The organism is Candidatus Enterococcus myersii, from assembly GCF_017316025.1.
Lineage (GTDB): Bacteria > Bacillota > Bacilli > Lactobacillales > Enterococcaceae > Enterococcus_C > Enterococcus_C montenegrensis.
Map to the genome: position 1 here is coordinate 139,950 of NZ_JAFLVT010000001.1, position 15,054 is coordinate 155,003.

14 protein-coding genes and 1 other annotated feature are annotated in these 15,054 nt (G+C 36.4%); of the genes, 12 read left to right on the top strand and 2 right to left on the bottom strand.

Features of this window, described 5'->3' with window-relative positions; genetic code table 11:
* Positions 1-223 precede the first annotated feature (223 nt).
* Positions 224-673: a DUF3290 domain-containing protein gene (locus JZO76_RS00710; RefSeq protein ID WP_206902258.1), complete on the top strand. Its 450-nt coding sequence runs from the start codon at positions 224-226 to the stop codon at positions 671-673.
* Positions 674-684: 11 nt separating this feature from the next.
* The gene (locus JZO76_RS00715; RefSeq protein WP_206902259.1) at positions 685-1,323 is read left to right on the top strand and encodes a DUF421 domain-containing protein; all 639 of its coding nucleotides are present in this window, start codon (positions 685-687) and stop codon (positions 1,321-1,323) included.
* A gap of 794 nt (positions 1,324-2,117) precedes the next feature.
* Here the strand turns inward: JZO76_RS00715 and JZO76_RS00720 are convergent.
* Both JZO76_RS00720 and JZO76_RS00725 read right to left on the bottom strand, forming a co-directional pair.
* On the bottom strand, positions 2,118-2,288 hold the full coding sequence (locus JZO76_RS00720; RefSeq protein WP_206902260.1) for a hypothetical protein: 171 nt from the start codon (positions 2,286-2,288) through the stop codon (positions 2,118-2,120).
* 26 nt (positions 2,289-2,314) lie between these two features.
* Positions 2,315-2,797 carry a prolyl-tRNA synthetase associated domain-containing protein gene (locus JZO76_RS00725; RefSeq protein WP_206902261.1) on the bottom strand — a complete coding sequence of 161 codons (483 nt, stop codon included), beginning with the start codon at positions 2,795-2,797 and terminating at the stop codon, positions 2,315-2,317.
* Between the two features lie 71 nt (positions 2,798-2,868).
* Positions 2,869-3,102: a binding site (T-box leader), on the top strand.
* 440 nt (positions 3,103-3,542) lie between these two features.
* On the opposite strand from JZO76_RS00725, the gene JZO76_RS00730 reads away from it, so the two are divergent.
* The 10 genes from JZO76_RS00730 (at position 3,543) to JZO76_RS00775 (ending at position 14,995) form a co-directional block, all read left to right on the top strand.
* Positions 3,543-4,190, top strand: a complete 648-nt coding sequence (locus JZO76_RS00730) for an amino acid ABC transporter permease (RefSeq protein ID WP_206902262.1) — start codon at positions 3,543-3,545, stop codon at positions 4,188-4,190.
* A 15-nt stretch (positions 4,191-4,205) separates the two neighbouring features.
* Positions 4,206-4,838: an amino acid ABC transporter ATP-binding protein gene (locus tag JZO76_RS00735; protein WP_206902263.1), complete on the top strand. Its 633-nt coding sequence runs from the start codon at positions 4,206-4,208 to the stop codon at positions 4,836-4,838.
* 25 nt (positions 4,839-4,863) lie between these two features.
* Positions 4,864-5,679 (top strand): amino acid ABC transporter substrate-binding protein, encoded by an 816-nt coding sequence (locus tag JZO76_RS00740; RefSeq protein ID WP_206902264.1) that lies wholly within the window; start codon positions 4,864-4,866, stop codon positions 5,677-5,679.
* Positions 5,680-5,770: 91 nt separating this feature from the next.
* Positions 5,771-8,197, top strand: a complete 2,427-nt coding sequence (locus tag JZO76_RS00745; RefSeq protein ID WP_206902265.1) for a DNA translocase FtsK — start codon at positions 5,771-5,773, stop codon at positions 8,195-8,197.
* A 280-nt stretch (positions 8,198-8,477) separates the two neighbouring features.
* Positions 8,478-8,621 carry a hypothetical protein gene (locus JZO76_RS00750; RefSeq protein WP_206902266.1) on the top strand — a complete coding sequence of 48 codons (144 nt, stop codon included), beginning with the start codon at positions 8,478-8,480 and terminating at the stop codon, positions 8,619-8,621.
* 293 nt (positions 8,622-8,914) lie between these two features.
* The gene (locus JZO76_RS00755; protein ID WP_206902267.1) at positions 8,915-9,664 is read left to right on the top strand and encodes an ABC transporter ATP-binding protein; all 750 of its coding nucleotides are present in this window, start codon (positions 8,915-8,917) and stop codon (positions 9,662-9,664) included.
* A complete protein-coding gene (locus JZO76_RS00760; protein WP_206902268.1) occupies positions 9,654-11,465 on the top strand; it encodes an FtsX-like permease family protein in 1,812 nt (603 codons plus the stop codon). The genes JZO76_RS00755 and JZO76_RS00760 overlap by 11 nt, the downstream gene beginning before the upstream one ends.
* Positions 11,466-11,761: 296 nt before the next feature.
* Positions 11,762-12,847: a 23S rRNA (adenine(2503)-C(2))-methyltransferase RlmN gene (gene rlmN / locus JZO76_RS00765; RefSeq protein WP_206902407.1), complete on the top strand. Its 1,086-nt coding sequence runs from the start codon at positions 11,762-11,764 to the stop codon at positions 12,845-12,847.
* Between the two features lie 354 nt (positions 12,848-13,201).
* A complete protein-coding gene (gene aac(6') / locus JZO76_RS00770) occupies positions 13,202-13,756 on the top strand; it encodes an aminoglycoside N-acetyltransferase AAC(6')-Ii (protein WP_206902269.1) in 555 nt (184 codons plus the stop codon).
* Between the two features lie 273 nt (positions 13,757-14,029).
* Positions 14,030-14,995 carry an RNA-guided endonuclease TnpB family protein gene (locus JZO76_RS00775; protein ID WP_206902270.1) on the top strand — a complete coding sequence of 322 codons (966 nt, stop codon included), beginning with the start codon at positions 14,030-14,032 and terminating at the stop codon, positions 14,993-14,995.
* Positions 14,996-15,054 lie beyond the last annotated feature (59 nt).

A 15,054-nucleotide genomic window follows, 5' to 3' on the forward strand; every position in this document is an offset into this window, starting at 1 on the left:
TTGGTTTAACTTAGGTCTGGCAATTATGTTTTAGACCAGCGATTTACGCGAGTTGTTGATCTAAAACCATAGCTCATCTATGTGCTACTCCCCTAATTAAGCTACATTATCAAGACTTTTTAGGGCAATGTCAAACAATAGCTGTAAAAAAATCAAATATATCAAGAATAATTCGTCTTCATGCTAAAATAAGGATAAGTATATGAAGAAATGAGGAGTTAAAATGACTTTTTACGGCATAAGCTATTTGCAAAATAATGCTGGCGTAAACGACTATATCAAATATGGGCTGATTTTTGCCGCCTTGCTTTTTTTGATTTTTGTATTTAGCGCTTATTTACGGCATCGGTTAGATACCAAATATCGAGATTTAACGATTATTATGCTGTTGTTGCTGCTTTTTTTATTAGGGGTGCAATATTCTGATTACAAACAAGATCAAACCAATCATTCTCAATCATCTCAGATGGTGCATTTTGTTAAAAGAGTGGCACAAGATGAAGTTGTCACACCCGAAGAAGTATATGTAAACAGCACGACTTTGTCTGATCAAATGCTCGTGTTGATTGGTGATGATTGTTACCGGGTAACATTAAGTCAAGATGGTACGAATTTCAAATTGGATTCGGTTGCTTTGTTGACATCAAAAGACCAAATTGTGAAACAAAAATAGGGGGAAATAAAATGAGTTACTATTTACCAATTTTGGCTAAGTTTGCTTTAGGCCTAATTTGTTTAATCTTACAAATTACGATTATGGGTAAAGGCAATTTGGCTCCAACTTCACCCATGGATCAAGTACAAAATTTCGTTTTAGGGGGCATTATTGGCGGTGTGATTTATAATGAAGCCATTACTGTCTTGCAGTTTGTATTGGTCTTAATTATTTGGACGCTGCTAGTTTTGGTTTTGAAATTTGCAAAAGAACACAATCGTTGGGTCAAACGCGTTATAGACGGCGCACCGGTCACGTTAATTCGCAATGGGGCTGTTAATGTGCAAGATTGCCTACGTATTGGTATTTCTGCAAATGATTTGATGTTTAAGCTACGTTCTAATGGTATTTTTGAAGTGGAGAAAGTGAAGCTGGCTGTGATGGAACAAAATGGCCAGTTAAATGTGATTGAATATGGTGCAGAAATGATCCGCTATCCTATTATAGTAGATGGGCAAGCTAACTTTGATTTATTAGAAATCATTGAAAAAGACAGCGATTGGCTAGAAGCTGAGGTAAAAAAACAAGGCCATGAGCGGATTGGCGAAATCTATTTAGGTGAATATTTAAATGGCAACGTTATATTAACTGCCTATGATGCACAATAAATAAAAAGACCGATGCTAATCAAATGCAAAAGATAGTATAACGATACAGTGTGTTCTTATTCTGAGTAATCATCTGATAAAAAAATGAGAAATTAAAAAAGAAAATGTTGTTTCAAAGTTGTTTTACTGCGTGTAAAAGACTTTGAAACAACATTTTTTGTCGCGTGATTTATCGAGGGGAAATGAATTTTTAATACATAACATCGTTATTTATAAGTTTTTAGCTGTGTTTTTTAATAAATCTTTTTTTAGGTGGGAAGGATATAAAAAAAGTGGGTTAAAGCACTAAAATATCTCACATTTTTTCAAGAATTGGCTTCGTACATGCTAGTATAAATATGCAAGTAGAACATTTTAAGGAGGGCTGTCAATGCGAAGTCGAGGTCGGTTTTTAGTTGGGTTGATATTATTTATGATTTTATCTGTTATTATATTGGCAGGTGTGTTGTTAGGAGTTTTGAAATATTTGGGATTGGATTTACTGGTATAGTACATATTTTTTCAAGCTTTAAAATTACATAAAAAAAGCGTCTTTTAGCTAATCAATCGAAAAGTTAACCCGTTACGATTGATACATGCTAAAAGACGTTTTTTTCATCTATGGAAGGAGTATAAATTTTTGGCAAAACAACATTGCTTTGAATGTTTTAGCGCTGTCCATTCTTTTGAATTGCCTAGTTTCACGAATAAATCCTGCGATCAAAGTCGAAATTTGCTAAAAAGAAAAAGCCGTTTTCGTAAATCTTGGTCTTATAGCTCAACCCTGGACAATTTCCTGCCGCTTTTTTTATCGATTAAAAGGCAATTAAGTGAAAAACCCCTAAACAGACTGCTTTTATTTTGCGAACTTTTTTGTTTTTGTCATCTAATTGTTCATAAACTTCGCGAATTGAATCTTTTGTTAATAAATAAAATAAATAGCCGGCACCACCGGCAATTAGGGTGAAGATAAATAAGAATAACATAAGAGCAAATACACCTCGTAATTTTATTAAATTGCTAAATAAAGCGGCTTGTAGCCAAGATGATCTAATAGTTTGGCAAAGTCAGCAAATTGCATGATTAACGTCGTTGAATTGATGTTTGGGTGAAAACCAACGGTATCATTTTGATCAATGGCTTTGTCTATGACCACTGTGATTTTGTGATCATGATCATTTGGTAAAGCTAAAGGTGTGACTGAACCTGCAGGCACATTGAGTAATTCTAACAAATTTTTTTCAGAAACAAAAGAAAGACGCTTTTCCGCTAAAATTTCGGCTAAATGTGTCAAATCTGCTTGCTTTTCATCAGGTAAAATGACTAAAAAACGATGTTCGCCTTTGCGAGGCTTTAAAACTAAATTTTTTACTTGTGGTCCAGGTAATGAGAAGGGCACGTTTTTAACAGAAGTAATGGGCTCGTGATCCACTCGTTGATAAGAAATATTTAAATCAGCTAACAGGCGGTACGCTTCTTGTTGTGTTGCAGTCATGAAAAAAACTCCCTTCAAAGAAAATAGTTGACAAAATGCATTTGACCTTTTAAAGTTAAAGACAACCTAATAATACGACATCGATAAGAAGAGTAGCAAGTTTGTTTATCCAAAGAGAGTCTCTGGTTGGTGAAAAGAGACGATGGCAATTTGTGAACCACATCTTGGAGTTGTTTTTCTGAAATAAAAGTAAGAAAATCCGGGTATGCCCGTTACAGCAGCAGTCATTGATAGATGACTTATGGAGGCTCTCGTTGTAAAACAAGAGTAAAAAAAGGTGGAACCACGTAATTTACGTCCTTTAGCGCATGCGCTAAAGGACTTTTTTTATAGTCGGATTACGAATTTCTCGTAAATTCCTTTGTTACCATAGTCAAACTTCACAAACTAGTGCTAAAAAACGAAGGCGGAATTTACGGTTGGGTATAATTTTTCTTAAATTTCCCATTTGTTTTTTAGTACAAGGAAGTTTTTAAGCTTTGCTATTTTGATTTGACTGCTTAAGTTTACTTTTGTGAAAAAGTAAAAAATAAGAGGTGGCACCGCGTTGTTACGCCCTCTGATGTAAAAGTCAGAGGGCTTTTTTTATCTGGAAGTAAAAATTTTCACACGAAAATTTTTCGTTTATCAAAAGATAGACCGTGAGGGATTCATACACTTGCTTTTTAATTTGTCAGGTTAAAAAGTTGCGTCTGACCCAGTGTCTTCCACTTTTTTGAATTAGAAAAATAAAGGAGAGAAACAAATGAATTATTTAATTTCTGTTTTACCACAATTGTTGTCTGGTGCAGGCATCACATTAAAATTATTTGGTTTAACGCTATTGGGATCGATTCCGCTAGGGATTATTTTAGCTTTTGTTCTAGCGAGTCACCTGCAACCTTTCAAACTATTGGTGCAAGTCTATGTTTGGGTAATGCGGGGGACACCCTTACTACTACAGTTAATTTTTATCTTTTATGGGTTGCCTTTATTGCTACCAGCTTTGGTTTTAGATCGCTTTGATGCAGCGCTATTGGCTTTTGTGATTAATTATGCTGCCTATTTTGCTGAAATTTTTCGTGGCGGGATTCAATCCATCCCCCAAGGACAATATGAAGCGTCCCAAGTATTACGCCTAAGTAAAATGCAGACAATCAAAAAAATTATTATTCCGCAAGTTGTAAAAATTACTCTTCCCTCCGTGGGAAATGAAGTTGTTAATTTAGTAAAAGATACTTCATTGGTTTACATTTTAGGCCTTTCAGATATGATGCGTATCGGCAAAATTGCGATGGAACGGGATACAACATTACTACCGTTAGTTGGTGTTGGTTTGATATACTTAGTAATGACTGGTTTATTTACGTTAATTATGAAACTTTTAGAAAATAAATTAAATTATTACCGTTAGGCAGGTGAAGTAGAAATGTTGGAATTAAGAAAAATTAACAAGGCTTTTGGTAAAAAAAATATTTTTGAAAATTTGGATTTAAATATTCCAGACGGCGAGATTTTAGCTATTGTGGGTCCTTCTGGTGGAGGAAAAACAACGCTACTACGGATGTTGGCAGGTTTGGAAAAAGCAGATAGCGGGACGTTTTTATTAGACGGTAAAGCCTTTAATCCCACTGCCTTAAATGAACAAGAACAAGTTGTTGGTGTGGTGTTTCAAGACTTTCAATTATTTCCTCACCTGAGCGTTTTTGAAAATATAACTTTGGCGCCAAAGTTAGTCTTAAAAGAAACACAAGCTGTCTATACTAAAAAAGCCGAAAAATTAGCAGCTCAACTAGGCTTAGAAGATTTATTACAAAGTTATCCTTACCAATTGTCTGGTGGTCAAAAACAAAGGGTGGCGATTGCTCGGGCGATGGCAATGGACCCGCAAGTTCTAGCTTATGATGAACCAACGAGTGCTCTAGATCCAGCCTTAAGAGAACAAGTGGAAAAACTAATTTTATCTTTGAAAAAAGAAGGCGTCACTCAAATTGTGGTTACCCATGATTGGGCCTTTGCCGAACATATTGCTGATCAAACGTTAAAAGTATCACCAAAATAAATGGGAAAAAATGGAGGTTTGGAAAATGAAATTAAAAAAATGGAGCGCATTATTAACAGTAGTGGCAAGTCTGGGTTTACTGGCGGCTTGTGCAAGCAAAGAGGAAAATCCTAAAACGAAAGCAAACGAAGTACCAAAAGAAGTTGTTATGGGTTTAGACGATACTTTTGTGCCGATGGGGTTTAAAGACAAGAAGGGAAATTTAGTTGGTTTTGATATTGATTTAGCCAAAGCAGTATTTAAAGAAACAGGACAAAAGGTCAAATTTCAATCCATTGATTGGTCTATGAAAGAGACAGAACTAGATAACGGGACCATTGATGTCATTTGGAATGGCTACTCCAAAACGGCAGAACGGGAGAAAAAAGTTCTTTTTTCAGATACGTATATGGAAAATGACCAAGTGTTAGTAACACCAAAGAAAAGTAAATTAACTGCTTTTAAGGATATGAAGGGAAAAATTTTAGGCGCGCAAGAAGGTTCTTCTGGGTATGACTTGTTTACAAAGCAACCAGAAGTATTAAAAGATATTGTGGCCGATAATGATGCGGTCTTATACGCTAGCTTTAACGAAGCCTTTATTGATTTAGAAAATGGGCGAATCGATGGCTTATTAATCGATAAAGTCTACGCTGATTATTATTTAACGCAGAAAAAGCAAATGGATGATTACAATATCATCAAAGGTCCTTTTGAAAATGAAGACTACGCAATTGGCGTAAGAAAAAATGATCAGGCTTTAGTAGAAAAAATTAATACAGCACTTAAAACATTAAAAGACAACGGTGAATTTAAAAAGATTTCTGAAAAATGGTTTGGTGAAGATGTCGCCCCAAAATAATTGCGAAAAGATAACTTTTAACAGGCTGAACAAAACTTTTGTTCGCCTGTTTTTTTTTGTATAATGGAGAAGATGAAATGAGGGATTGAAAATGGCACAACCAAAACGCCAGAAGAAAAAGAAACGCGTGACTAAAAAACAACAACAGCAACAAGAAAAAATGATGTTGGCGGCAATCGGCGCCGCATTTATTATATTTGCCGGATTGGGTTTATTTAAGTTAGGCTTTTTAGGCACCTTAATTGCAAATTGCTTGCGAATTATCGGTGGAAATACGTATCCTATCTTGGCTGTGGCTTTAGCTTTGTATGGCTTGTGGTTAATGGTTAAAACGACAGCAGCAAAGTTTGAAAGTTTTCGCCGCTTTTTTGGTGGCTTGCTGATTTATGCGGCATTGTTATTATTTTTGCATGCTCTATTATTCCGCAATGTGATTAGCGGCACACCCAATATTATCACTACGACTTGGGGAACATTATTAGGAGACATTCGCTCTAATCAAGTTAGTCAAAATGTCGGCGGCGGTATGTTGGGGGCAATTTTGTATCAGGGAAGTTACTTTCTTGTTTCCCAAGTGGGGAGCTATTTTTTGGCCTTCTTACTTGCAATAGTAGGGTTGTTTTTAGTCAGCATGATGAGTGGCGGTGAATTAGTAGAACACTTGCAAAATATAGGGGATAATTTACAAGAATTTTTAGCTGGTGATCCTGCGAAAAAAGCTGCGCGACAAGCGGCGAAAAAAGCGCGACAAGAAGAAAAAGCGGCGAGAAAGGCCGAAAAAATTGCAGAAGAAAAAGCAGCGGCTAAAGAAGAGTTGGCCCGCAATGAAAAAAATCAAGTGCGTCCCATGACTGCTGGAGAAAAATTGGCAGCGACAGAAAAAGTTGACGCGGCAGTCGAAGCTGAACAATTGAGTTTTGTGCCGATTGATCACTTCCAAGAAAAAGTGGCAGCAAAACCCAAAATGGATTCTAAAATGCAAAATACACCAGATCTTTCAGAAACTACGGCAGAAATGCCAGATGACGGTGAAGATTTAGACTTTGAAATTCCTGCAGAAGCAGAAGATCGTGATTATCAATTGCCAGATGTTGCATTATTAGATTCACTACCACCGACTGATCAAAGTGATGAGTATCAAAAAATTGAACACAATATTGGAGTCTTAGAAAAAACCTTCCAAAGTTTTGGCGTCGATGCCAAAGTTGTGAAGGCTAGTTTAGGACCAGCAGTAACAAAATTTGAAGTGCAACCGGCTGTTGGTGTTAAAGTTAGCAAAATTGTTAGCTTGACCGATGATATTGCATTGGCACTAGCGGCAAAAGATGTGCGGATGGAAGCACCAATTCCCGGAAAATCTTTAATTGGGATTGAAGTTCCCAATAGCAGTATCAGTACAGTTTCCTTTAGAGAAGTCATTGAGGCACAGCCAGATCATCCTGATAAATTATTAGAAGTACCACTTGGCCGCGATATTTCCGGGCGGGTACAAACGGCTGATTTAACTAAAATGCCGCATTTATTAATTGCTGGTTCCACTGGTAGCGGGAAATCAGTAGCCATCAATGGGATTATCACCAGCATTTTGATGCGAGCAAAACCTCATGAAGTCAAATTAATGATGATTGATCCAAAGATGGTGGAATTAAATGTCTATAATGGTATTCCTCACCTCTTAACTCCGGTTGTAACAAATCCTAGAAAAGCCGCGCAAGCATTGCAAAAAGTAGTTAAAGAGATGGAAGAACGTTACGAGAAATTTGCCGCAGCTGGTGTTAGAAATATTACCGGCTACAATGAAATGATTTTAGCCCGTAATTTAAGTCATGGGGAAAACAATCCGATTTTGCCATTTATTGTTGTTATTGTCGATGAATTGGCGGATTTAATGATGGTTGCTTCAAACGAAGTGGAAGATGCGATTATTCGCCTAGCACAAATGGCACGAGCAGCGGGTATTCATATGATTTTGGCTACACAACGGCCAAGTGTCGATGTTATTACCGGGATTATTAAAGCAAACGTTCCTTCACGTATGGCCTTTGCTGTTTCTAGCGGTACAGATTCTCGTACCATTTTAGATAGCAATGGCGCAGAAAAACTACTTGGTCGTGGCGATATGCTCTTTTTACCAATGGGCGAAAATAAACCGATTCGTGTTCAAGGCGCATTTATTTCCGATCATGAAGTGGAACGTGTCGTGGAATTCATCACAGAACAACAAGGTGCTGAGTATGAAGAGAAAATGATGGTAACCGAAGAAGACGAAACAAACAGTGGCGCCAATGCACAACCAGAAGATGAGTTGTATGAACAGGCAAAAGATTTAGTCATTGAAATGCAAACTGCCAGTGTTTCTTTACTGCAACGCCGTTTTCGTATTGGCTACAACCGAGCAGCACGCCTAGTCGATGAATTAGAAATGCATGGTGTTGTGGGGCCTTCAGAAGGTAGTAAACCCCGTAAAGTTTTAATTGAACCAAGTGAACCAGAAGAACTTCCGCAAGATTTTGAATAAATAGTTTCATTTTCAACGCTAAAAATATATTGTTCCCTTTTGGCTATGCTTTGTGGTAAACATATTCAGATCAAGTTGTGTAAACGCTAATGTTTACAATAAGGCGAAATTTTTTTAAATTCCAACAGTAATTCCAATTTCGTAATATTTTACCCGGATCACGTAAGGATTAAGGGAGTTATAGTAGCTTTTCTTAACAATAAAGAAGATATAAATTGGGAGGATAGCATAGGGGTGAAGGATTGCTTTAGCTTTGCTATTTGCCAAAAGTAGGTGAAGCATGAAAGAACTCTTGCTAAATTTATTGCGTAAAATCGCCCGTCTATCACGTAATAGTGGAGCCGCAAGCGGGAATACCTTTGCTCGTAACGCATACGGTGAACTGGAACAAAAAGAACAAAAGCAAAAAGAACAGGGAAAATAAAGTCAAAAAATTTCTAAGCGTTCAAAAAGTTCAAAAATAAAACCTGAAAATTAACTTTTCTTACGAAGCTTATGGCGGGATAAGAAAAGTTAGTTATTCAGGTTTTTTTGTACCAATCAAATTTATTTATTACATGAAGACACCTAACAAAAGTGTTAGGCCCTTGTTAGCCCTATCTATTTTGTGTTAGCTGAAAGTTTCGTAAACTAAAAGAGTAAACAGGAGGTCTGATTGTAACAGGTAAATCAGACAAATTATTTTTATCAAATACGAATGACTAAGGAAGTGCGAAGATGTTACAAGTTGAAAATTTACGTAAAGTTTATGGGGACACCATGAAATATGAAGCACTAAAAGGAATTGACTTAACAGTCGACGATGGTGAATTCATCGGTATTATGGGACCTTCAGGAAGTGGGAAATCAACATTTCTAAATTTATTGGCCACAATTGATGAACCAACTAGTGGCAAGATTTTGCTAAATGGCAAAGACCCTCATGCGTTAAATCAAGAAGAGATTGCTGCTTTTCGTCGCAATCAACTGGGTTTTGTTTTTCAAAGCTTTAATTTATTACCAACATTAACAGTGGAAGAAAATATCGTTTTACCGCTAACCTTAGATGGTGAAAAAGTAGCGATCATGAAACGTCAGGTTAAAGAAGTCGCAAGTCGCTTAGGGATCGGGGATTTATTGAAAAAGCGGATTGCTGAAATATCCGGCGGACAAGCGCAACGTGTGGCAGTTGCAAGAGCGATGATTCATCAACCAGAATTGGTTTTGGCCGATGAACCAACCGGAAATTTAGATACCAAGTCATCAAAAGACGTGATGGGTTTATTGCAACAATTAAATGAAGCAGAAAAAGCTACAATTTTAATGGTAACCCATGACCCATTGGCAGCCAGCTACTGTGAACGAATCGTATTTATTAAAGACGGAGAATTGGTTCATGAAATCAGACGCCAAAATGGTCAGCAAGCCTTTTATAACCAAATCATGGAGGAATTAGCCGCAATTGAGGGGGTTGACAATGAATTTTAGACAATTCGTTGTGCGTAATACGATGCGCAACAAACACCTATACCTTGCTTATTTTTTAAGTACTTTATTTGCGGTGATGGTTTTTTTCACCTTTAGCGTTTTTGCTTTTCATCCCAAACTTGTTGGGGATGCCTTAAATTCAAAAGCCCAAGTGGGGATGCTAGGAGCCGCAATCATTATTTACGGTTTTGCTTTTTTCTTTGTTCTTTATTCCATGGATGTTTTTTTACAATCCCGAAAAAAAGAATTCGGACTATTAATGATTCAAGGGATGAGCCCTAAACAGTTACGAAAGATGGTTTTTATTGAAAATATTGTCATTGGTTTTTTTGCGACAATTAGTGGTAGTCTAGTAGGTGTTTTATTTTCACAGCTTATTTTATGGCTATCAAAATTTTTAATGCGAATTGATTTAGGCTTTTATTTTCCGGTTAAAGCATTAGCGTTAACTGTTGTGGCCTTTATGGCACTGTTTTTTGTCATTTCCTTTGTCATTCAATTTAGATTACCTAAACTAAACGTGCAAACGTTATTAAAAGCCGGTGAATTAGGTAAGGGCTCCTTTAAAGTTTCTCGTTGGAAAAGTATTTTAGCTGTAGTTTTGATTGCAGCAGGTTACGCTACTGCCTTACTAGCACCAGAAACTGCGGTCATTATCGTTTTTCTACCAGTTGTTTTTGTAGTTATTGTGGGCACGAAATTTTTGTTTGATCAATTAAGTGTTTGGATTATTGAAAAATTACGGAAAAACGAAAAAGTCTTTTGGAAGAAAACCAATATGGTCGTCTTTTCAGATCTTGCTTTTCGGATGAAAGATAATGCGCGCTCCTTCTTTTTAGTTGCGATTATTTCTACCGTAGCTTTTTCAGCAATTGGTTCTTTATATGGGTTCCGTCAATTGTTGGTAGGTAATATGGATGCTACGTCATATGCCTTTCAAGCACTTGATGCTAAAGAAACTTCGGTGCAGGCTGTAAATAGCGCGCTTGAAAAATATGATATTAAAGCTGATGAAGTACCCGTGAGTGTTTATACTGGTGAAGGTATTCAAGTTATTAGCCAAAGTGAATACAATAAATTAGCCAAGGCTACTAAAACGGAAGCCTTAGCGCTAAAAGAGGGGACTGCGATTCAATTAAAAGACACAAGTGGGATGGAAAATGCAGCAACAACAAAAAATGTGACAGTGGCAGGTAGTAATTTAGAAGTCACAAAAGAAGAAGATACTTCCATTTTGAGTACATTTATACCAACTTATGTCGTTAGTGATCAAGTTGCAATGAAAGATTATCAACCAAATCACTATGTTTATTGGTTTACCCCGAATGCAAGTGTAGAAGATCAGATTAAAGCCGGTAAAGCGGTCGAAAAAAATACTGATATCGTTTCAGTCGAATTTATGAAAGATATGGTTATCCAAAGTTATGCACCTGTTTTATTTGTCGGAATTTTCATTGGTATTGTCTTCTTCGTATCTGCCGGTAGTTTCTTATATTTCCGTTTATATAGTGATATGGATGTTGATATTGAAAAATTCAAGATGATTTATAAAATGGGCTTGGCCAAAAAAGAGCTGAAAAAGATGATTTATCAACAAATCGGTATTTTATTCTTTACCCCAATTATTGTGTCGGTTATTCATGGCGCAGTGGCACTAACTGCCATGTATCATATGTTTAAAATGGGGATGCAGCTAGCTGGTTGGGAAGTTCTTGGCGTTTTTGTAGTCATCCAAATTATTTATTACTTGGTTGCGCGCATCTTTTACTTCCGAAAAGTCTATCAAGCTGTAACGGCGTAATTTAGCCGCACCTGAGAAAATAACCACTATTTATTTGCAGTTTCCCTTCTTGCTTTTGAAAAAGTAAAATAGGGAACAAGTCAGATAAAGTGGTTATTTTTTATGATAAAAATACCAATATGTCGCAATTTTTTAGATACTTCGTTAAAAAGTTAGCATACTTTTTAGCCACACTTGAATTTTAAATTTTTCTTATTCTATAAAAAAATCCTGCCCTTATTGAAATAAGGACAATAAATCTGTTATAGTATGGAGCAAATCTGTCAAAAAGGGGAAAAATTGTGAGAAAACCTACAATGAAACCATCGATATATGGTTTAAATAAAGAAGAATTAATTCATTGGTTTATTGAAAATGGCGAAAAGAAATTTAGAGCGACCCAAGTTTGGGAATGGCTTTATGAAAAACGGGTTACAGCCTTCAGCCAAATGACCAACTTATCTAAAGATTTAATCGCAAAGTTAGAAGAGCATTTCATCGTTAATCCATTAAAACAACTGGTTGTGCAAGAAGCGAGTGATGGAACGGTCAAATACTTGTTTGAGTTGCCCGATAAATTAATGATCGAAACTGTTTTGATGCGACAAGAATATGGAATGTCTGTATGTGTCACGACCCAAGTTGGCTGTAATATTGGGTGTACTTTTTGTGCCAGTGGGCTTTTGCGCAAACAACGGGATTTAACTACCGGAGAAATCGTTGCGCAGATTATGTTGGTTCAACATTACTTTGATGAACGCGGTGAAGATGAACGTGTTTCCCATGTTGTGGTAATGGGAATTGGTGAACCATTTGATAATTATGATAACGTGATGAACTTTATTCAAGTCATTAATGATGCCAAAGGTTTAGCCATTGGTGCTCGCCATATCACTGTTTCAACTAGTGGCTTGGCGCGTAAAATTAAAGAATTTGCAAACAATGGGTTACAGGTTAACTTGGCGATTTCATTGCATGCACCTAATAATGAAGTGAGAAGTTCCATGATGCGCATCAATAAAAGCTATCCAATTGAAGTGTTAATGGAAGCAATCGACGAATATATTGAAAAGACAAATCGACGGGTGACTTTTGAATATATTATGTTAAATAATGTAAATGATCGCCCACATCATGCGCAAGAGTTGGCAGATCTATTAAAAGATAAGAAAAAATTAGCTTACGTGAACTTGATTCCTTATAACCCAGTTAGTGAGCACGATCAATACTCCCGCAGTGATAAAGCGGATGTTTTACGTTTTTACGATATTTTAAAACGCAATGGGATTAATTGTGTTATTCGCAAAGAACACGGAACAGATATCGATGCGGCTTGCGGGCAATTACGTAGTAAAAAAATGCAAGAACAAAAGCAAAAACAAAAGCAAAAACAGCAAGCTTAAGATCGGTTGGAACAAGCGCTACCTCTTCAAGAATTGCACTTATCGCAAAAGAAGCTCCTTTTGTCACACTGTTTATTTGCAAATAGGAGTTGAGATGAATTAACGTCCACTCAGATATCCGAAAGAAAAATTTTTGAAGTTGAGATGAAAGTCAGCCTGGCTTTTATCTCAACTTTTTTATCATCGGTCAGCCTTTTTGCCCTGGTTTTGGCTTATTACTTAAACAGCGTGCTTTTTTTCCAAAAGCTAAAAATGACGTTGCGTTTTTCATTGAAAAGAAGTAAAAAGCATTTTATTTCCGACATTTTCTAATTATTGATAAACTACCCATAATACTACAGGAGGCGCATGCCAATGTTAATTACAGAATTTGAACGAGATAATCGGATTTTAAGAGACCAGTTGGCGGATCTTTTAGCGAAAACTTGGCCGAAAGATTATGGACAAACAGCAAAAGCAGAAGTTGAAAAATTGTTAGCACCAGAGCGTATTGCCGTAGCCGCATTGGTGGAAGATGACTTAGTCGGCTTTGTTGGGGCAATTCCACAATATGGTCAAACCGGCTGGGAAATGCATCCATTAGTTGTCGTTTCTGATTTTAGACGTCAAAAAATCGGGGCTCGCTTAGTATCTTTTTTAGAATCTGAAATTGCATCTCGCGGTGGCATTACTATTTATTTAGGTACCGATGACGAAAATGATGAAACAACGTTAAGTCAAGTGGATTTGTATCACGATCTTTTTGGCACGATTGCGCAAATAAAAAATCTAAAGAATCACCCCTACAGTTTTTATCAAAAAATGAGCTATCAAATTACCGGCGTGATTCCAGACGCAAACGGCTGGTTTAAACCAGATATTATTATGGCAAAGCGAATTGGTGATTTTGAAGAACTAACAGAAGAATAAATAAGCACAACAAATACTCGAATAACCTTAAAGTTGGTCTGCTAGCTAACTAAAGGTGTTCGAGTATTTTTAATTGGAATGTATAAATTTTTCAGAAGTAAAAACGGACTTGCAATTTTTCAGAAGATTCTTTAAAATTGTTTACAAAGATAAAAGATGCAATATTCAGAAAATTCAAGTGTTGCATTTTATATTGAAGAAAAAGTAATTGCTAGTTACCAGCAATTGCCGGCTTGTTGTTTTGTTGGGGAGTATGCTTTTTAAGGGGAAATTATGGGGAAAAACCAAAGGAAAGTGCTAAAGGCTTACAAGTTTCGCATTTATCCAACCAAAGCACAGCAAAAATTTTTAATTCAAACTTTTGGTTGCGTTCGCTTTACGTACAATACGCTTTTAAAACAGCGTCAGTTCAATACGATTGAAGCAAGTAAAAAGCTGACACCTGCTGCCTTAAAAAAGGAATTTCCTTTTTTAAAATTAACCGATAGCTTGGCATTAGCAAATGCACAACGAAATTTAGCGCGCGCATTTCAAAATTATTATCAAGGTAGAAGTGGGCATCCAAAAATGAAGATCAAAAAAAGTACGTGGCAGTCTTACACCACGAATAATCAGCAACAGACAATCTGGTTAAAGGATAACTTATTGAAGGTACCTAAATTAAAACAGCCCATTGCCGTTGTTTGTCATCGAAAAGTGGTAGGCAAAATTAAATCTGCAACAATTACTGCAAAGAATTTGCAACAGTTTTATGTTTCATTATTATGTGAAGAAGAAGTTTGTCATTTGCCTAAGACTAAAACTGAAATTGAATTACGTTTTGCTCCAAATCAGCTTGTTGTAGGCAATCAATTAAAATTTTGTCGTCAACTTTGTGTAAATGACCTTGAAACCAAGTTAAAAAAAGCCAAACGAAAATTGGAAATAAAAGCCAAAAGTGCACAGCAACGCAAAGTGAGATTGGCAGAGGCCAAAAACTATCAAAAACAAAAATTAAAGGTACAAAAATTGTACCATCATAAGCAACAGCAAAAAAAAGCGTGGATTGACGAACTAACAATGCATCTGATTAAAAACTATGATTTTTTATATGTTGAAGTCCCAAAAAATGGGATAGAGGGATCTTTTACGTTGGCGGACTGGCAAAGTTTTTTAGTTAAGTTGCAGTATAAAGCCAATTGGTACGGGAAAAAAGTGATTTTTTTAACAGCCGCTAAAACGGTGCGAAAAATCAGTTAAACAGTTTAACTGGAAGGGACTCCAGGGCTCGCCTAGGGGATAAAAAAGCTTGGCTTTGT